This is a genomic window from Cognatiyoonia sediminum, from assembly GCF_900129845.1.
Classification (GTDB): domain Bacteria; phylum Pseudomonadota; class Alphaproteobacteria; order Rhodobacterales; family Rhodobacteraceae; genus Cognatiyoonia; species Cognatiyoonia sediminum.
Map to the genome: position 1 here is coordinate 1,135,962 of NZ_FQXB01000001.1, position 19,107 is coordinate 1,155,068.

At 54.4% G+C, this 19,107-nt stretch carries 19 protein-coding genes; 9 read left to right on the top strand and 10 right to left on the bottom strand.

Annotation, left to right across the window (positions count from 1 at the left end):
* Positions 1 to 90: 90 nt before the first annotated feature.
* The 3 genes from BUA85_RS05690 to BUA85_RS05700 form a co-directional block, all read right to left on the bottom strand.
* Complete coding sequence (locus BUA85_RS05690) at positions 91 to 1,659, bottom strand: zinc-binding metallopeptidase family protein (RefSeq protein ID WP_072899875.1); 1,569 nt, start codon at positions 1,657 to 1,659, stop codon at positions 91 to 93.
* A 46-nt stretch (positions 1,660 to 1,705) separates the two neighbouring features.
* Positions 1,706 to 2,113, bottom strand: a complete 408-nt coding sequence (locus BUA85_RS05695; RefSeq protein WP_072900435.1) for a secondary thiamine-phosphate synthase enzyme YjbQ — start codon at positions 2,111 to 2,113, stop codon at positions 1,706 to 1,708.
* Between the two features lie 287 nt (positions 2,114 to 2,400).
* Positions 2,401 to 2,673, bottom strand: a complete 273-nt coding sequence (locus tag BUA85_RS05700; RefSeq protein WP_072899876.1) for a hypothetical protein — start codon at positions 2,671 to 2,673, stop codon at positions 2,401 to 2,403.
* Between the two features lie 224 nt (positions 2,674 to 2,897).
* On the opposite strand from BUA85_RS05700, the gene BUA85_RS05705 reads away from it, so the two are divergent.
* A complete protein-coding gene (locus BUA85_RS05705) occupies positions 2,898 to 3,587 on the top strand; it encodes a nitroreductase family protein (protein WP_072900436.1) in 690 nt (229 codons plus the stop codon).
* Here the strand turns inward: BUA85_RS05705 and BUA85_RS05710 are convergent.
* From BUA85_RS05710 to BUA85_RS05730, 5 genes are all read right to left on the bottom strand, one after another.
* Complete coding sequence (locus BUA85_RS05710; protein WP_072899877.1) at positions 3,581 to 4,135, bottom strand: hypothetical protein; 555 nt, start codon at positions 4,133 to 4,135, stop codon at positions 3,581 to 3,583. The two genes, BUA85_RS05705 and BUA85_RS05710, sit on opposite strands and share 7 nt — an antisense overlap.
* Entirely contained in the window at positions 4,128 to 4,403 is a 276-nt protein-coding gene (locus BUA85_RS05715; protein ID WP_072899878.1) for an HlyU family transcriptional regulator, read from the bottom strand. Before BUA85_RS05715 ends, BUA85_RS05710 begins: the two co-directional genes overlap by 8 nt.
* Complete coding sequence (gene rpoD, locus BUA85_RS05720) at positions 4,403 to 6,385, bottom strand: RNA polymerase sigma factor RpoD (protein WP_072899879.1); 1,983 nt, start codon at positions 6,383 to 6,385, stop codon at positions 4,403 to 4,405. Before rpoD ends, BUA85_RS05715 begins: the two co-directional genes overlap by 1 nt.
* A gap of 146 nt (positions 6,386 to 6,531) precedes the next feature.
* The gene (gene dnaG / locus BUA85_RS05725) at positions 6,532 to 8,505 is read right to left on the bottom strand and encodes a DNA primase (protein WP_072899880.1); all 1,974 of its coding nucleotides are present in this window, start codon (positions 8,503 to 8,505) and stop codon (positions 6,532 to 6,534) included.
* Positions 8,506 to 8,610: 105 nt separating this feature from the next.
* Positions 8,611 to 10,050 carry a Glu/Leu/Phe/Val family dehydrogenase gene (locus tag BUA85_RS05730; RefSeq protein WP_072899881.1) on the bottom strand — a complete coding sequence of 480 codons (1,440 nt, stop codon included), beginning with the start codon at positions 10,048 to 10,050 and terminating at the stop codon, positions 8,611 to 8,613.
* Positions 10,051 to 10,397: 347 nt separating this feature from the next.
* On the opposite strand from BUA85_RS05730, the gene BUA85_RS05735 reads away from it, so the two are divergent.
* From BUA85_RS05735 to BUA85_RS05745, 3 genes are read left to right on the top strand one after another with little or no spacing between them, the layout of a single operon-like run.
* Positions 10,398 to 11,846 (top strand): TadE/TadG family type IV pilus assembly protein, encoded by a 1,449-nt coding sequence (locus BUA85_RS05735; RefSeq protein WP_165611589.1) that lies wholly within the window; start codon positions 10,398 to 10,400, stop codon positions 11,844 to 11,846.
* Complete coding sequence (locus tag BUA85_RS05740; protein ID WP_072899882.1) at positions 11,843 to 12,391, top strand: TadE/TadG family type IV pilus assembly protein; 549 nt, start codon at positions 11,843 to 11,845, stop codon at positions 12,389 to 12,391. Before BUA85_RS05735 ends, BUA85_RS05740 begins: the two co-directional genes overlap by 4 nt.
* A complete protein-coding gene (locus BUA85_RS05745; protein ID WP_072899883.1) occupies positions 12,388 to 12,969 on the top strand; it encodes a TadE/TadG family type IV pilus assembly protein in 582 nt (193 codons plus the stop codon). The genes BUA85_RS05740 and BUA85_RS05745 overlap by 4 nt, the downstream gene beginning before the upstream one ends.
* Here the strand turns inward: BUA85_RS05745 and BUA85_RS05750 are convergent.
* The gene (locus BUA85_RS05750; protein WP_072899884.1) at positions 12,966 to 13,451 is read right to left on the bottom strand and encodes a hypothetical protein; all 486 of its coding nucleotides are present in this window, start codon (positions 13,449 to 13,451) and stop codon (positions 12,966 to 12,968) included. The two genes, BUA85_RS05745 and BUA85_RS05750, sit on opposite strands and share 4 nt — an antisense overlap.
* Before the next feature lie 187 nt (positions 13,452 to 13,638).
* On the opposite strand from BUA85_RS05750, the gene BUA85_RS05755 reads away from it, so the two are divergent.
* Entirely contained in the window at positions 13,639 to 14,673 is a 1,035-nt protein-coding gene (locus BUA85_RS05755) for an endonuclease/exonuclease/phosphatase family protein (protein ID WP_072899885.1), read from the top strand.
* Between the two features lie 82 nt (positions 14,674 to 14,755).
* A complete protein-coding gene (locus BUA85_RS05760) occupies positions 14,756 to 15,667 on the top strand; it encodes a pirin family protein (protein WP_072899886.1) in 912 nt (303 codons plus the stop codon).
* Here BUA85_RS05760 and BUA85_RS05765 read toward each other — a convergent pair.
* A complete protein-coding gene (locus tag BUA85_RS05765; protein WP_072899887.1) occupies positions 15,651 to 16,247 on the bottom strand; it encodes a TetR/AcrR family transcriptional regulator in 597 nt (198 codons plus the stop codon). The genes BUA85_RS05760 and BUA85_RS05765 overlap by 17 nt on opposite strands.
* A gap of 105 nt (positions 16,248 to 16,352) precedes the next feature.
* Between BUA85_RS05765 and BUA85_RS05770 the strand changes: the two genes are divergently transcribed.
* The 3 genes from BUA85_RS05770 to glpX all read left to right on the top strand — a co-directional run bounded on the left by BUA85_RS05770 (position 16,353) and on the right by glpX (position 19,063).
* Positions 16,353 to 16,625: a hypothetical protein gene (locus BUA85_RS05770; RefSeq protein WP_072899888.1), complete on the top strand. Its 273-nt coding sequence runs from the start codon at positions 16,353 to 16,355 to the stop codon at positions 16,623 to 16,625.
* A gap of 68 nt (positions 16,626 to 16,693) precedes the next feature.
* On the top strand, positions 16,694 to 17,980 hold the full coding sequence (locus BUA85_RS05775) for a homoserine dehydrogenase (RefSeq protein ID WP_072899889.1): 1,287 nt from the start codon (positions 16,694 to 16,696) through the stop codon (positions 17,978 to 17,980).
* 117 nt (positions 17,981 to 18,097) lie between these two features.
* Positions 18,098 to 19,063: a class II fructose-bisphosphatase gene (glpX, locus tag BUA85_RS05780; protein WP_072899890.1), complete on the top strand. Its 966-nt coding sequence runs from the start codon at positions 18,098 to 18,100 to the stop codon at positions 19,061 to 19,063.
* Positions 19,064 to 19,107 lie beyond the last annotated feature (44 nt).

Here is a 19,107-nt window from a genome sequence, read left to right on the forward strand (position 1 = left end):
GTCTTGGGGTTTGCCCCAAGTTATCCACAATTAGTATACGAACCTGTGCAGAGTTTGGGTAGTCCCCAATCGCTGCCACAAAATCCTGTGTCAGATCGGCATCGACGGAATATGCCAATCCCGCCCGCGCGGCGTTTCGACATACTCTGGCCAAGCAAAATTGATCGGTGGTTCATAGTCGCACAAAGGGGCCACCCATTTGGACCCACCAATGCCGCCGCCGGTCCGGTCCTTGAACTCAGTCATAGCCGCATCTCTAGCCACTTCATCCTCCAACAGACGCAAGGCAGAGGTCGCCAAAACCTTCGCGGCTACTTGCACCATTGGATCAATCGTCTGCGGAATGCCCCCCAAAGCGTTCATCGCCCATGGTGGGTACGGCCCTCCTTTTAATGCTGGCCGCGCGATATAAAAACGCGCAGTCGGTGCGTGCCACGTCATGTCGGTGTAGTCGTCCGACGTGGAATTGAGCTGGTTCGGCGGCAAGGATTGGCGCAACACCGCCTCGGCATCCTGCGGTGAAATTAGCGACGAGCATTCATCAATCAGTGGCGAATCCTGTCCCGACTGAACACATGCCCTTTGCACCTGACGCGCAATCGCCAAGGCTTCGTCATCCCAAACAGGCGCGCCAACGGCTTGAATATTGTCCCAAACCAGCGACGCCATCGCATGGTTGGCCAGCCCATGCCGTGACTTGCAAACCCAATGCCGCTCCACCGCACAACCCGTCATCTGCGCGACGACTTCTGCATTTCGATCCAATGCAGCGGTCACCTGCTCCGCCATCACAATCGTCGGCACCCGCATCATGTACTGAATATCAGCCATCTGCGCGGGTAAGTTATCTGCCGTCGCCTGTCCGGTGCTGAGGATCGCCTCTGAAATCGACCACCCACCAGAGTGCGGCAGCATGGTATCCCGCAGATACCGATTGGCCTGATACATCGCGACCATGGCATCATTCGCGCCCGGCGCCCGTACATCTGAATGGCTTTGCGGGATCGGTGCACTATCCGTCGCGCCCCAAATCTCAGGTTTTTCACAGCGGAAGCGATAGATCATCGAGTAGGCAGCGCCGCAATGCGTGTCCCAGCGAGCTGTATTGCACATCGGCAGCATATAGAACGGATGGAACGACAGCATCCCAGCGAGGCCATCATAATACCCCTTCGCAGCATGGATCGGCTTTGACCCTCGGACTTTTTCGGCAGGTTCCCCGGTAAACCTCAAACCGCCTTTAATACCATGCTGTTCCATCGCGGCCTTTGTCGCCAAAAGCCCGCCCAATCCTGAAATACCAAGCGCGGAATGAGGGTCAGTATGTCCACCAGCCGCGAAACCTAATCCCTCACGCGGTGCTTTCTCAGGCATGGCAGCCTGACAATTCGCTGGAACCGCGTCGTATTCGGCGTACATACCGACAACGGGCCCATCGCCATTGGACCACTCCGCACAGAACGCGGTCGGCATCCCGCCGGACCCTTCTTCAACGGTGAACCCTTCGGCACGTAACCGCTCCACATACCAAGCCGCAGACCGATATTCACGCCAAGCCGTTTCGCCGAAATCGAAGATTGTCGCGCAGTCGACGCTCAGTCGCTGCTTTTGCGCGTGAACGTAAGACACAGCACTCGATTGGGCATCGGAAAAAACCATCAGCGAACTCCTTTACATCAAAGGAGGCCGCGCAGAGTCTCACTTGTCAACTGCTCAAATGTACAACGACCGACCGACGGTGTGGCCGATCCCGATGTTCGAAAAGGTAAATTCCTTGCCAAGTCCCCAGGGTCAACGTCCCGTCAGTGACAGGAATAGACAAGCTTACCGGCATCATCGCCGCCTTGATATGCGCGGGCATATCATCTGGACCCTCATAGGTATGGGTCAAATATTTCATCGACGGGTCAGTCGTCGGCGGGACCAAACGCGCAAAGTAATTCCGCAGATCGGTCTTTACTTCGGGATCGGCGTTTTCCTGTATTAGAAGCGAACAGGACGTGTGCCGCACAAACAAAGTCAGAAGACCGGTGCCCTGTACGAAAGTACGGACATGCGGCGTAAATTCATACAACCCCTGCCCGTTTGTGGCGATCTCAAAAGTCGTCTGCATAGGCCAGTGTTGGCTAGGGGTCTGCGGGTCGCCATGATATCGCATCAGTTTCAGTCCAAAATTGCTCAGTTCTAGAAACTTTGCCGCTGACATAGTGATCTATGTCAAGGTGAAGTGACGACGAAATGGGCAATTTTGGCGAAACCCCAACGGGGCGCGGCCCATTTTGCCTCTGTCATCGCCGCTTTGCCCTTCCGATCACCCAGATCGCTACGGTCAAATCAGCTCGTCAGCGGCAAAATGGGTCTCGCGCTGATGCGATCTCATGGCGATCCGCAGACCCTTTATCACTCCGCGTTACAAGCGAGCGAGAGCGAAATCGCTGGGTTTGGTTCGCCGGCTTCGGATGTCAGGCCCAAAGCCAAGGCCAACTCAGGATCCAAACCAGGTGAGCAAGTACCGTTTGGCGCCGTATCGTGATCGGCAAACAGCACATTGAGAGTTTCACCCGCTTCAAGTGCGATCTGATCCAGATCGATCTCGGTCTGGTAAGCATGAGCAGCCGGCGCGAGGGAGAGAGTGAGGGAGGCCGCGGCGAATGTCATAGAAATGCGAGTCATTGGTTTCTTCCTTCTTATGAGGGTGAAATGTAGCTGAACGCGTCAGGTTTCAAGGGCTTGCAACGGTGGTTCACGCCTTTGGGAACGCATCTTTAGATTGCGAGAGGAACTGTAACAATTCGCAAAACCCGCAAATCGGCCAAAACCAGAGAAATCACGTCGATATTGTCTTTCGCGGGATGGTTGGGATGGGTTACTTTGCCGCAACGGAAAAGGAATGCCCGATGCTCGATAAACGAAATATGTCCTACAACGCTGTTCCGCTGCCTGACCACGTCAGCCTCTCAGACGAAGAGGCCATTGCGCGTGCCGCCGAGTACCGGACCCAATTGAGCAAGCGGCATACGGTGCGCGATTTCACCGACCGCCCTGTTCCGCGAAAGATTATCGAAGATTGCATCATGGCTGCCGGCAGCGCGCCTTCTGGTGCGAACCATCAGCCATGGTTCTTTGCAGCAATTTCCGACCAAGCCCTGAAACAAAGGGTGCGCGAAGAAGCTGAGATTGAAGAGCGCAAGTTTTATGCGCGCGGCACCGACGATGAATGGATTAAAGCTTTGGAACCGATCGGCACCAACGCTGAAAAACCGCATTTGACAACAGCGCCTTGGCTGATCGTGGTCTTCGCGCAAAAATGGGGCGAGTTCGAAGACGGCACGCGGTACAAGAACTACTATGTGCCCGAAAGCGTCGGCATCGCGACGGGGTTCTTGATTTCTGCGTTGCATGAGGCAGGGTTGTCGATGTTGACGCACACACCTAACCCAATGAAGTTCCTGAATGCAGCGCTCGATCGCCCCGCGTCTGAAAAGCCAATTATGATCTTAACGGTCGGTCATGCCGCCGAAGACGCGACTGTTCCAGAAGTCGCTAAATATAAGAAACCGCTTGATAAAATCGCTCGGTTCTATTGAGTGCAAGCCGACCAACCGTCGCTGACGTCGAAACAAAACCCAAGCGAGGTCTTTGCGTCGTAGATGCCGGAGCCCCACGGGAACTCTGCACTTCCCTCGTCGCACCTTAAGTTGGCGATTTCGGTTTCGCCATTCAACACCGTGATACCCCCTGTTGGGGTCACGGTTATGTCGTCGGTCTCGTTCTCAGGAAAACTGCGAACTAACGCCGCATAGACCACGTAGCGGTAGTCTTGACTTTCGAAAACGACCTCTTCCCAAATCGTCGTCCCAATGCCTGGCCAAGGGGTATAGTCCACGTCCTGAACGTTTTCCGATAGCATCAGTTCCGGCGCTTCGCCTGTCGGCCCAAACTGATACGTGACCGAGGCCGGATTTTCACAAACGTGAACCGCCTTAGCGCCTTCAGAGAAAGAGCACGAGAAATACAACTCTTGGTCAGCGTCACATTGGGCAACAGCAGCGGAGCCGAGACAGGTCAAAAAAACGGAAGCTGCAACACTTGTAAAACGGCCACGAAAGGCCGCCAATGCTGGCGCATCATCCAAAAAGACGTTCGCCCATTTGATCGATCAGTTGCTTACACTTCGCAACGGACCATTCGGTTGCTTCTTCCAAAGATCCGAACGTATCCGCCCGAATGACGTCATGGGTCTTCATCCCGCTTTCGGTATCCAATTCGATCCGTGCCGCCAAACGATAGGACGATCCCTCTTTCACTGGTTCAGCAAAAATCCGGTAGCCTTCGTAGACAACGGGTTCCGCGTCCTCTTTAGAACCGGACTTCCCACGAAAAAGCTTCGAAAACAGTGCCATTACTGATCCAAGAAGCTGCGCAGCTTACGGCTCCGGCTTGGGTGCTTGAGCTTGCGCAAGGCCTTCGCCTCGATCTGGCGAATACGTTCACGCGTCACGCTGAACTGCTGGCCCACTTCTTCAAGCGTATGGTCGGTGTTCATTCCGATACCAAAGCGCATCCGCAGAACGCGTTCCTCACGCGGGGTGAGCGATGACAACACGCGCGTTGTGGTTTCTTTCAGGTTTTCCTGAATAGCGCTGTCGAGCGGCAGGATCGCATTCTTGTCCTCGATGAAATCGCCAAGCTGCGAATCTTCCTCGTCGCCAATCGGTGTTTCCAAGGAAATCGGCTCTTTAGCGATCTTCATCACTTTGCGGACCTTTTCCAAAGGCATTTGCAGCTTCTCTGCCAATTCCTCTGGTGTCGGTTCGCGTCCAATCTCATGCAGCATCTGACGACCTGTCCGAACCAGCTTGTTGATCGTTTCGATCATGTGCACCGGAATACGGATTGTGCGCGCCTGATCGGCAATCGAACGCGTGATCGCCTGACGAATCCACCACGTCGCATAGGTGGAGAATTTATAGCCGCGGCGATACTCAAACTTATCAACCGCTTTCATAAGGCCAATGTTACCTTCCTGAATAAGATCAAGGAATTGCAACCCGCGGTTCGTGTATTTCTTCGCAATCGAAATCACCAAACGCAGGTTCGCTTCGACCATTTCTTTCTTGGCCTGACGGGCTTCTTTTTCGCCCTTCTGTACCTGCTGAACGATACGGCGGAATTCGGTGATGTCGACGCCGACATATTGGCCGACCTGAGCCATATCGCCACGCAATTCTTCGATCTTGTCGGTGGAACGTTCCATCAGCATCTGCCAACCACGACCGGTCTTTTCGCCCATATCGGCAAGCCAGTTTGGATCGAGCTCACGCCCACGATAGGCGTCGATGAACTCTCGACGGTTGATGCGAGCTTGGTCAGCCAGTTTCACCATTGCACTGTCAATGGACATGATCCGGCGATTAATACCGTAAAGCTGGTCGATTAGCGCCTCAATCCGGTTGTTATGCAGATGAAGCGAATTCACATAGTCCACAATCTCTTGGCGGAGCTTTTGGTACTTCTTCTCTTCTTTGTCGGAAAAGCTGCTGTCTTCGTTCAACGTCGCGGACATCCGCGCGTCTTGCATTTCGCTCAGTTGGGCAAAGTCGCGCGCGATATAATCGAGAGTTTCGAGGACGCGCGGCTTTAGCGATGCTTCCATCGCTGCCAATGACATGTTGGCCGCGTCATCATCATCGTCGTCATCATCATTCGCAATTGGATTGCCATCCGCATCCAATTCCTGCGCTTCTTCTTTCTTGGCAGCGGGGGCGGCAGCGGCGGTTGGAGAGGCGACAACCTCTTCCTCTTCACCGTCTTCGCCCATCTGGTTACCGAAGGTGGTTTCCAGATCAATAACGTCGCGCAACAGAATGTCTTCGTTGAGCAATTCGTCACGCCAGATGGTGATCGCTTGGAACGTCAGCGGGCTTTCGCAAAGCCCTAGGATCATCGTATTCCGGCCAGCTTCAATCCGCTTTGCAATCGCGATCTCACCTTCGCGGGAAAGCAGTTCGACCGATCCCATCTCGCGCAGGTACATGCGAACGGGGTCATCGGTGCGGTCGAGTTTTTCTGTTTCACCCGTCGCAATCGCAACTTCGCCGGGGCCTTTGACCGTCGCAACCTCGGTTGAGCCCTGCTCTTCTGTGGATTCTTCGGATTCTTCTTCCTCGGTCACCTGAATGCCCATTTCGGACAGCATCGACATCACGTCTTCGATCTGGTCGGAAGAAACCTGATCTGGCGGCAGTACCGCGTTCAACTGGTCATAAGTGATGTAGCCACGCTCGCGCGCGTCAGCGATCATCTTTTTGACAGCAGCTTGGCTCATGTCGAGCGATACATCTTCTTGATCTGGCTTGCGGTCGTCGGTGTCCTTAGCGGCCATGCACGGCTCCCTTAAAATACGTCGGCTCTGTACCCGGAGTGATTCGGGTGATTCGTATTGGCGCGAATCAATATGGCAATTCACTGATTCGCAAGCAGCATTCGCCTGATTTTTAGGCTCTGTTGCAGTCGTTCCCCTTAGCTAAATCAAGACTTAGTCCGTCTCGATCCTTTTGCAAAGTCGATTTGATTCAACAGATTATTAAGTGATCCACGTTCATCTTTGTTTAATTTTGCGCCATTTTCGGCTTCTTCGTATTCCGCGTCATCGCCGCCTGCGATTTTGCGACTGCGTTCCTCAGCCGCTGCCGCTTGTGCCAAGCGCCAAGTCAGCCCTTCGTCAGCGACGCCTGTGATCTCTTGTTCGGCGTCCGCAATTTCCATTGGACGGCCCCGGCTCGTGCGGATTTTGTCGAATTCACCGGCCAAACAAAGACGTGCGGTTTCAAGGTCGCCCGCCTTCAAGACCGACGGCGTTATCGCCACATGGCTCTGCCCAAACAGCTTTTCAAGAGGTGCCGGTCCCATTGATTGCAAAACCGCCTCTTTGAGATCCTCGTTCATACTGTAGCGAATGATCGCATCCCGCATCTGAGCGTGTTCCTGATCGCGGAACTCCAGCATCTCCAACTCACCATCGAACTCTGGCAAAACCGCCGGCGTCGCCAGAACGGTGGCAAGGATCACAGCCTCTCGCAACACATCCTCATGCGCAGCCCCCGCCCCCAAAGCGGAGGCTTTGTTGCTGGCGAGCGGTTTCACATCCCGCTGCCAAGCAGCTTGAGTGCGGTACCCATCCCGACGGGTTGGTGTTGACGAGCGTTGCCGCGGCTTGCGGGTCGAAAACAGCTCCCACTGCATGTCCTTGATGGCTCGACCGTAGTGGCTGCGGATCGAAAGGTCTGTGATCAAATTGATCTTGTCGAGCAGGGCTTTGTCCAAAGCAGCCTTCCGTTCGGGGCTGTCGAAGGTTTTGCCTTCGGTTTCGCGTTGCCAAAGCAATTTCACCATCGGGATCGCGTCATCGATCAATTTCTGCATCGCCCCCGCGCCCTGTTGTTTCAGCAGGTCATCTGGGTCCAACCCTTCGGGCATGATTGCGAACCGCAGCGATTGTCCTGCCTCCAACAAAGGCAAAGCAATATCAATCACACGCATCGCCGCGCGAAGACCAGCGGTGTCGCCATCAAGTGCAAGGATCGGCTCCGGCGCGATCCGCCAGAGCATCCGCAAATGATGTTCCGTAATTGCCGTGCCCAAAGCGGCCACAGTCGCCGGAAACCCCGCCTCCGACAGGGCGATGACGTCCATGTAGCCTTCCGCGACAATCAGAGGGTTCCCCTTGCCCGCCGCTTCCCGCGCAGGCCCATGATTGAATAGCGTGCGCGACTTATCAAATAGCGGCGTTTCTGGTGAATTCAGATACTTAGCGTTGTCATTTGGGTCCATGGCACGACCGCCAAAGGCAATGGCGCGCCCGCGCGCATCGCGGATCGGGAACATGATGCGGTTTCGAAAAGCATCGTAAGGCTCCCGCCCCCTATCAGACGATTTGACCAAGCCGACTTTCAAGAGTTCATCTGCCTTTGCACCTTTGCCAGTCAAAGCCGTTCGAAGGTTTTCCCAGCCTTCGGGAGCAAAGCCGATGTCCCAGCGAGCTTGAGCCGCTTCGTCTAGTCCTCGCCGAGCTAGGTAGTCGCGGGCCTCACCCGCTGCCGCTGTCTGCAAGTTCAAACGGAAATGCTGCACCGCTTGTTCCATGACACCAACTAGCACCGTGCGCTCATCCGCCTTCTGCTGCGCCATCGGATCGCGATCAGGCATCTGCATCCCAGCCTCATCGGCCAGAATTTTCACAGCCTCTATAAAGCCAACATTCTCTGTCTCTTGAACAAAACTGAAAATGTTTCCCTTCGCGTGACACCCAAAGCAGTAATAATACCCCTTCTTATCGTCGACATGGAAACTGGCCGTCTTTTCCTGATGGAACGGACAAGGGGCCCACAAATCTCCTTTTCCGGGGTTGGATTTGCGATTGTCCCACATGACTTTGCGTCCCGCGACCTGTCCCATCGACAGGCGGGTGCGCAATTCATCCAGAAAACCGGGCGGCAGACTCATTGGGCTACTATTCCAATTGGTGCGGAAGGAGTCGAGACGACGGGCAACAAAAAAAGGCGCGAGAATCTCTCCCGCGCCCACTTAAGGTAAAGCCGAATGCGTCGCCTACAAGCCCTTCGCCTTATAGCTATCAGCCACTTTCCCAATCGACACGAGATATGCCGCCGTTCGCAGGTCCGTCACATCATCTCGGCTGTGCCAGACCTTTCGCATATCTTGATAGGCCTTGCGCATCGTGTCATCGAGACCGGAGCGTACGAGTTCCAATTCACCCGCACCACGCAGATACTTTTCCTTAAAATCAGGGCTCAACTCCCAACCGATGCCTGTGTCAGAGGACAAACGTTCGAGTTCATCCACGACCAATTGGTGCCGGCTTTCTTCGGCCCGCCTCTGCATCCGGCCAAAGCGGATGTGGCTGAGATTCTTGACCCATTCAAAGTAAGACACGGTCACACCGCCTGCGTTGGCATACATGTCGGGGATGATGACACAGCCCTTGTCGCGCAAAATTTCGTCCGCCCCAGCGGTCACCGGCCCATTCGCAGCCTCAATGATCAACGGGGCTTTCACCCGATCCGCGTTTGACAGGTTGATCACACCTTCCAAAGCCGCCGGAATAAGGATGTCGCATTCTTCTTCCAGTAACGCGGACCCCTCTTCGAGGTAGAGTGCTTCATCATACCCCTTCACACCGCCATTTTCAGCGATCCAGGCGCGTACGGCCTCAACATCCAAACCTGTGTCATCACGCAATGCACCGTCTCGCTCGATGATCCCGGTGATCTTCGCCCCATCTTCCTCGGACAAGAATTTGGCCGCATGAAAACCAACGTTCCCCAGACCCTGAACGATGATGCGTTTGTCTTTAAGCGTGCCTTTCAAGCCCGCCGCTGCAATATCTTCTGGGTGACGGAAAAACTCTTGCAAGGCGTACTGAACACCGCGACCAGTTGCCTCAACACGTCCCGCAATACCACCAGCATTGGGTGGCTTACCTGTAACACAAGCGGCCGAGTTGATGTCCGTTGTATTCATCCGGCGATATTGATCCGCTATCCAAGCCATCTCACGCTCGCCTGTCCCCATATCTGGCGCAGGCACGTTCTGTGACGGATGGATCAAGTCTCTCTTGGCCAACTCATATGCAAAGCGCCGGGTGATCATCTCAAGCTCGTGCTCATCCCACTCACGCGGGTCAATGCAAAGTCCACCCTTTGATCCGCCGAAAGGTGCTTCCACCAAGGCACATTTGTAGGTCATCAAAGCGGCCAACGCTTCAACCTCGTCTTGGTCGACATTGCCAGCGTAACGAATGCCGCCCTTAACGGGCTCCATATGTTCAGAATGTACGGATCGATAACCGACAAACGTATGAATATCCCCGCGCAATCTAACACCGAACCGAACGGTATATGTTGCGTTACACACCCTAATCTTTTCTTCGAGGCCAGGCGGCAATCCCATCAACGCGACGGCGCGATTGAACATGATGTCGACGGATTCTCGAAAGCTAGGTTCTTTGGGAGAGGATGAAGAAGCCATTTTGGCATTCCTTTTTTAACTGTGTTGCTGCTGCAAATAGAGACTCAGAATTCGAGCCTATGTGAAATCATGTTAGACCAAGCAAAATTTCGATGCACAAAAATTATGCGAAATGAAAACTTTTGTTTTTGGTTAAGAGGGAACCACCAAACCTCCACCGGAAATGGATGATTGTTTCCAAACTTGTGAACAATGATACCGGTGGAAATCGACCGTTTCAAAATGGCGGATTAATACCGCTGATATTTCCACACTCCCGCCAAATTTCAGACACAGCCCAGTGGTCTAAAACCCACGGGGAAATGTGTTTGCGCGCCTGCGCTGTGAGATGAGTAAGGAACGGTATGATGAAAAAAATGGGTGAAGGGTCGATGAACGATCACATTCAAAAAGCTGCTAAATTCTGTCGACGCTTCCGTGAAGATGAATCAGGAAGCATGACATTCTTCATTATGTTCATCATTGTTTTGACGCTCATCGTTGCTGGGATGGCGGTCGACTTCATGAAGTTCGAATCCCGCCGCACAATTATGCAAGGTGCCGTGGATCGAGCAGTTCTTGCGGCCGCAGATCTCGATCAGGTCCGTGACCCGGCGGAAGTTGTGCGTGATTATGTTGCGAAGTCTCAAGGCGGGAATTGCCTATCGGCCGATCCTCAAATCATCCCTGGCGCTAACTTCCGAAGCGTCACTGCGAATTGCGAACTCACAATGGCCACCTATTTCCTCCGCATTCTCGGTATGGAAACACTGACGGCTGCAGCCTCTGCGACTGCTGTTGAAGGTGTCGGCAACGTCGAAGTTTCCCTCGTCTTGGATATTTCAGGCTCAATGAGCGAGAGTGTTCCTAGCCTCGGTATGTCAAAAATGGACGTTCTTCATGATGCAGGCACAGCGTTTGTTGATGCACTTCTTCAGGAAGAATATGAAGATAGAATCTCGGTTTCGCTCATTCCCTACACAGCGCACGTGAACGCAGGCGCGGAATTGTTCGATGCCTACGGCATTGACAGACGACACTATTTCTCAAACTGCGTCGTTGTTCCAACAGCGGATTTTGGTTCCACGTCGATGAACGTAGGCCCAAGCTATTCACAGGCGAAGCACTTTCAGCGATATACTGGGGCGTCCTATACATGCCCCGTGGAAGACTTCGAAGAGATCATCCCGATTTCACAGAATGCTGATGCCTTAAAGGCAGCCATCAACCAATTTGAGCCTAGGAGCACAACTTCAATCTTCTTGGGTTTGAAGTGGGGTGCTGCTTTGCTCGATCCATCTTTCCAATCGGTTTATTCTAATCTGCCATCAAGTATGCGGGACTCGGCCTTCAGCGGTCGTCCCGAAAATTTCGGAGACAACGACAACCCTAGCGATACCAAAAAATATATCGTTGTTATGACCGACGGGAAGAATGTTGGTACCCGCACTTTGTACGACAATTTCTACCAAACGCCCAGCATGGTCGCCCATTGGGGTGCGGGTAAGACGCCCTACGACATGTATGTCGAAGAGTTTAACGGCAGCGCAAATCGTTATTGGGATTACTATGGCCAGTACGAATATACGACCAATCAGGGCAACACCTTGATGGCCAATATTTGCGGCGCCGCAAAGGAAGCAGGTATCATCATTTTTGCTGTTGCTATGGGTGAAGGAAACGACATCGACAGCACCGCCATGTCAAACTGCGCATCTTCTCCGTCTGGTCACTACTTTGAAACCAGCGGTGACGAACTGGTTGCGATCTTCGAAGCCATCGCCGATCAGATCACTGACCTGAGGTTGACACTATGATCGGTCTCGTAAATTCCGTTCGGACCCGACTGAGTACCTTCTTCAAAGAAGAACGCGGAAGCGCGACACTCGATTTCGTCATCGCACTACCGATGGTCGCCTTCTATTTCGGCTCTGCATATGAAGGCGGTGTGCTATCGATGCGAAACGTCGTTCTCCAACACGCAGTGGACGCGACTGTGCGTCAAGTGCGGATCGGGCAAATCCCCTTTGCTACGCACGAAAACCTGACCGAAACGATCTGCGACTACGGCTCAATCATCCCTGATTGCGACCAAAATTTGCGACTGGAAATGGTCCGTATTGATCCACGCAATTGGATCGAGCCCTCAGATGAAGTCGCTTGCGTTGACCGCGAAGATCAGGGCAATCCAGTGATCAACTTCAACCCCGGTTTGAACAATGAACTCATGGTTCTTCGTGTTTGCGCCTTGTTTGATCCGATGATGCCAACCACCGGCCTAGGCAAAGAAATTCCAAAGAAAAGCGGTGGAGCCTACGCCCTCGTCGCGACCTCTTCCTATGTAATGGAACCTTTCCAATGATGATCAGTCAGTTTGTTAAAAAGTTATTCCAAGATTGGAAATCGGAAGAGGACGGCGCCGTTGCGGTTGAAACCATTCTTATGCTCCCGATCCTTGCTTGGACCTACTTTGCAATGATGCAGTTCTTTCACGCGTATCGTCATGAATCCATCAGCTTCAAAGCCAACATTACGATCGCCGATATGTTCAGTCGCGAGGCCGATTACATCTCACCTTCCTACATAGACGGCGCAAAAAGCCTATTGGATTTCCTGTCGCCCATCGATGACGATCCAGAATTGCGCGTCACCGCATTTCGTTGGAATGAAGATGACGACGAATACCAGGTTGCGTGGTCAAAGGAGCGCGGCTCACGCGGAGCTCTTACAACTGATGATCTCGCGGGTGAAACTGACCGAATTCCGATCATGTACGACGGCGAAATGGCCCTCCTTGTGGAGACGTGGATCGACTATGAACCGATCTTCAACATTGGTATGACCGGTCGCGAAATGAATGCATTCACAGTCATCAGTCCGCGTTTCACGACTCAAGTCTGCTATAATGTTGGGAATGACCCCTCCACTCAAGAGTGCTAATTCGGCTTCTGAGCGAGCCTGAAAGCAATCTGTTCAGCCATAAATTTTGAGGCTCCGGCGGCTGAAACGCCGCCGACACCGAACCGCTTTCCGACGCGCCACCAAAGGCCAGGGGCCCATTCTCGACTCATCGAAGCCCTTGTGTGGACAGTGAAGCCGTTGGATGGCTTCAAAGCAAAGGCACCACGTTCAACACCTTTGATGTTGTTCCACTCGACAAGGACGCGCCCATCCCCATCCTCGATACCCGCGTCTGTCAGCAGTAAACGACCCGCTGTCGCAGTCCTCAGTTTCTCTGCCCCATAAAGCGCCACCAAGCCGAAACCCAACAAAACAAGGCGGGAGCCAAAACCGCCGAGGCTGACGAAACTCAGATAGATCAACAAAGCCCCAAGCCCCAATAGCACAGCATAGGCGAACCCACGACGAGGAGGTGCAGCTTCAAGCTGCGCGTAGACGCCATCTGACAGTTGTGGGTGCATTATGTTCTCCACCGAGGTTTCGCCCGCATTACCGTGTTTCCAGCGCCCTGACCAGCCTTGGGCCGTCCACAGCGAACCAGCTCGTATGGATTTCCATACCTGGGCCCAGTTTTTGTTTACAGGACGGTTTTGAAGGGCCAGAGTTTTCGCATTTATTGATCTTCTTTTTCAAAGTCAGGACATTGCCATGCCCGCGAGCCAGCTCTCTATTGCGACCTTCAACCTCTTTAATCTTAACCTTCCGGGGCTGCGAATGTACCGCGACCCAGACGGTTGGACGCAAGATCAGTATGACAAGAAGATCGAATGGACAGCACGAATGCTCAAGCAAGGCGATGCCGACGTTTGGGGCTTTCAAGAACATTGGCACAATGACGCGCTGACTGAAGCCGTCGAGCAAGCTGGCCTAGACGGCACCCATACGCTCCTCATGCCAGACGGTCATGCGGGACAGAAAATCCAATGTGCCGCGCTGGTTCGCAACGAGATGCTTCAGGGCGACCCAGAGTGGATCACATCTTTCCCTGAAGGATGCTTCCTGAGATCGAGCGGCGAAGACGACCAAACCCCTTCTATTGAGTTAGAGGTCAATGCATTCTCAAGGCCAGTTCTGAATTTCATGATCAAGCCTGCACGCTCAAAGGACGCAATCCGGGTCTTTGTCTGCCACTTCAAATCCAAGGCGCCCACGCGGGTCTCGTCAGAGGATTGGTACAAGAGGGATCCCGACCTCTATCACGCCCATCAATCAACATTGGGCTCCGCCCTTTCCACGATCAGACGTACCGCGGAAGCTGCGGCCTTGCGTGTTATCCTCAATGATTACCTCAGAGGTGGCGGCCAACCTGCCATCGTCCTTGGGGATCTAAACGACGGCATCCAGTCGAACACACTCAATATTATGACAGCGCAACCCACTTTCCTTCTCGATGGGCGTCCAAGCGAGGGGTCTGACGTTGGCCTCTACAGCGTTTCTACGATGCTCCAACTGCGGAGCGAACGGGATGTCTACTATTCTCACATCTACAAAAACCGGATGGAAACCTTGGATCATATCCTCGTTTCAGAAGAGCTTTACGACTTGTCGCGCGACCGCGAATGGGGCTTTGCAGGGGCCGAGATCGTAAATGACCATCTCAATCGCGAAGACCATAAGGACACCGGAACCGGTGATCATGGGATTGTCCGCGCGCAGTTTACCGGCCGTAGCTCTCTGAGATAACCAACTCTGTGCGCCATCGCACAAATCAGACCATTGAAGCCTTCCCCCGTGCGCTCTAGCTAAGCCTCAAAGGAGAGCAATCATGTCTATCAGACCTGTCACTGAGACCCGCAAGGCTGTTCCAACGATGGAAGGTGCGGGCGTAAAACTTCATCGGGCTTTTGGCTTCCAAGACCCAACCGAATTGGACCCGTTCCTGTTGTTTGACGACTTCCGGAACGAGTATCCACAGGACTATCAGGCCGGATTCCCGTGGCATCCGCATCGCGGGATCGAGACGATCACCTATGTCCTCGACGGTTCTGTCAGCCACGCGGATAGCCTTGGGAATACTGGCGATCTGAATGCCGGCGACGTCCAATGGATGACAGCCGGATCAGGCATCCTGCACCAAGAAATGCCACACGGGAACTCAAAGGGGCAAATGCACGGTTTCCAACTTTGGGCGAACCTCCCTGCATCTTTGAAAATGACAGCTCCGCGGTATCAGGACGTTGAATCCAAGGATATCCCAACTGTTGTTGACGACGATGGCACCTCTGTGCGTGTGATCATTGGTGAATTCTGGGGAAAAACCGGTCCCGTCGACGGGATTGCGGCTGACCCTCAGTACCTCGATGTTTCGGTTCCCGCTGGTGTCAAAAAGACGTTCAATATCGACACCTATCGTCGCGCCTTCGCTTACGTTTTCGCGGGCAGCGGTTCATTTGTCGACGCGTCCAAGCCAACCGGCGTCTTGCTGGAAAAAGAGGTCATGGGCGAAGAAGTGAACATCCGCGATATGTCGGGCAACCGCACCTTGATCCGCTTTGGAACAGGCGACGAAATCACCGTTCAAGCGGGCGACGAAGGCATCCGTTTCTTGCTGATCTCAGGCGCGCCAATTGAAGAGCCTGTGGCGTGGCACGGCCCCATCGTGATGAACACACAAGACGAATTGCGTCAGGCGATCAGCGACCTCAACAACGGCACCTTTATCACGCCTGCGCACTAGCAACAGACCGCTGAATGAGGTCGCAATAGATCGTTGCGACCTCATCTATCGTCAGTCGACCGTCTTCTCGATACCAGTTTGTGATGCCCGTCAGTTGAGCAATGATAGACAGGGTCGTGATATGTCGATCCGTGAAAGTGAAATCATCAGAGGCCTCTCCGGCTTCTAGGATCGCCTCCAAAGCGCCTTCATACTGGGATCGAAGCGCTTGAATTCTCTCAAAATTCTCCGGCGATAGGTTCCGCAACTCCATATAGGACACAAACACCTCATCCCGCCTCGGCAGGTGGTAAGTGATGTGGAACCGGACGAATTGATCCAACTGCTCAATTGGCCCGTCCAAAGCGGGCAACTTCCCCAACTCAGCCAGCAGATCGACCATATGGGTTTCCATCAGATCAAACAGCAAGGATTGCTTGTCGGGCGTGTAATTGTACAGCGCACCCACCTGCAAACCAACGTCTTCAGCGATCTTGCGCATCGATACGGCCGCACACCCGTGTTGCGCGATCAAACGCAATGCGGCTTCCCGAATTTTCGGACCCGTGATGTCAGAATGAGAACCGCGCCGCCGTGCCATACCGCAAGCTAACTGAACAAGCGTTCATTTGCCAAGCAGCTTTCCTGTCCTTGTGGAGCATTCGCTTGCGCGCCTATAAGTCGAACCAGAAAGGACAGCCAACCCATGCGTATTCTCGAGACCTTTGCTTTGCTTGCTTGCGCCAGTTGCGCGCCCTTCCCTGAACTCGACGACACTGTAGATCAGGAAGCACGCGATGCGCCCTATCCGACATTGGTGAACATATCAGCGCTCAATGCGGCGATCGGCCCAGAGCCAACCCTCCCACTGGCAGAAATCGAAAGCCGCCTAAACGAACTGGATGCGTCGGCAGAAGCCCTTCGGGGGCCAGTGGTTGACGATGAAAGCCGTAGTCGAATGGAAGAAGGCGTCAGATGATCCGTTGCGGTACGCGCCGCGATTGGATAACACGCCGCCAGACGAATTCTTATCTATAGGACGACCCGATGACCGCACCACTACGCCTTGGAATTGCAGGCCTTGGGACAGTTGGCATCGGCCTTGTCAAAATAGTCCAGAACAACCCCGATTTGTTAGAAACGCGCTCCGGCCGCAAGATCACAATTTCCGCCGTCTCCGCGCGCAGCAAAGACAAGGATCGCGGCGCTGATCTGAGCGGATATGCGTGGGAAGACAACGCTGTCGACCTCGCCCAGCGCGACGACGTGGATGTCTATGTTGAACTGATGGGCGGCCATGAGGGACCAGCTAAAAACTCCATTGAGGCCGCTATCTCGGCGGGCAAGGATGTGGTCACAGCGAACAAAGCCTTGCTTGCTATCCATGGCCAAGCTTTGGCGGAAAGCGCCGAAGAGGCGGGCAAACTGATCCGGTTCGAAGCCGCAGTTGCGGGCGGTATTCCGGTTGTCAAAGCGCTCACCGAAGGTTTGTCCGGCAACGTGATCAACCGTGTCATGGGCGTGATGAACGGCAGCTGCAACTATATCCTAACGCGGATGCAGGATGCAGGTCTGACCTACCAAGAGGTATTCGACGAAGCGAATGCGCTGGGTTACCTCGAAGCTGATCCCCAGCTCGATGTCGGGGGGATCGATGCTGGGCATAAGCTCGCTCTCTTGGCTTCCATCGCTTACGGCACGCAGGTGGATTTCGATGCGGTGGAACTGGAAGGCATCGGCTCCGTCACTATCGAGGATATTAACCAAGCGGCTGATATGGGCTACCGCATTAAACTGCTTGGTGTCGCGCAGCTTACCGGACGTGGCCTTGAACAGCGCATGTCACCCTGCCTTGTCCCTGCCTCATCGCCCCTCGGCCAACTTCAAGGCGGCACAAACATGGTGGTTCTTGAGGGTGACGCAGTTGAACAGGTCGTTCTACGTGGCCCCGGCGCGGGCGAAGGCCCAACCGCCAGTGCGGTTATTGCTGACATCATGGACCTCGCGCGCGGCGTGCGTATTTCGACATTCGGCCAGCCGGCAAAGTATCTCGTCAAGGCGCGCGCCGCACGCGCCGCCGTTTCAGCACCATACTACCTGCGCATTCAGCTGGTCGACAAACCCGGTTCTTTGGCCAAGATCGCGGCCATCCTTGGCGACGCTGGTATCTCCATCGATCGGATGCGCCAGTACGGACATGATGATCACTCCGCACCGGTTTTGATTGTGACCCACAAAACCACACGCACCGCTGTGGACGAAGCAATTCAACAGTTTAGCACAACAGGTCTGATCGAGGGCGCCCCCGTAGCAATCCGGATCGAAACTGTCTGACCTCTGACACAGGTTGCGGCTTTCTTTACCAAACTTGGGCTATGTTAGCGCGCTCAGCCTTGCGGCGCTTGGATTGCCTCGCTAACCGCTAGGCGACGACTATTGAAGGATCCTCCCATGTCCCCAACTATCGATTTTAACGATCGCGCCCTATCTCTCGCCCTCGCCCGCGTGTCAGAAGCCGCCGCCATCGCTTGCGCCCCACTGATCGGGCGCGGTGACGAAAAGGCCGCTGACCAAGCAGCCGTTGACGCGATGAGAACGCAGCTCAACAGCTTGGATATTTCGGGTGTGGTTGTCATCGGCGAAGGCGAACGCGACGAAGCGCCGATGCTTTATATCGGGGAAGAAGTCGGAACAGGCACAGGCCCCGGCGTCGACATTGCACTCGACCCGCTCGAAGGCACGACATTGACGGCGAAAGACATGCCAAACGCTTTGGCTGTGATTGCCATGGGTCCGCGTGGCTCCATGCTTCATGCCCCAGACGTCTATATGGAAAAGCTCGCTGTCGGCCCCGGCTATCGTCCCGGCGTGGTCACTTTGGATATGAGCCCCGCCGAAAGAGTTTCGGCGTTAGCCTCCGCCAAAGGCTGTTCCACCAATGACATCACCGTCTGCGTGCTGGAGCGTCCTCGCCACGAAGATATGATCGAGGAAATCCGCTCCACCGGCGCTGCGATCCGGCTGATCACTGACGGCGACGTCGCTGGTGTGATGCACTGCGCCGAAGCCGCGACCACCGGCATTGATATGTACATGGGCCTCGGTGGCGCGCCAGAGGGCGTTTTGGCGGCCGCCGCGTTGAAATGCATGGGCGGACAAATCTTTGGCCGCCTCACGTTCCGCAACGACGATGAACGCGGTCGCGCCGAAAAAGCAGGGATCTCGAACTTTGATCGTGTCTATACTCGCGACGACATGGTCACAGGCGATGTCATCTTTGCCGCCACCGGCGTCACCGACGGATCGCTGCTGCCTGGCATCAAACGCGAGGTCGGCGCAGTCACCGCAGAGACTGTTTTGATGCGTTCCAAGACCGGTTCTGTCCGGCGCATGACCTACCGCAACCCAACGCGCTAAATTATCTTGTGGATAATCTTCTGAGAGCGTGGCCAAGGCTGCGC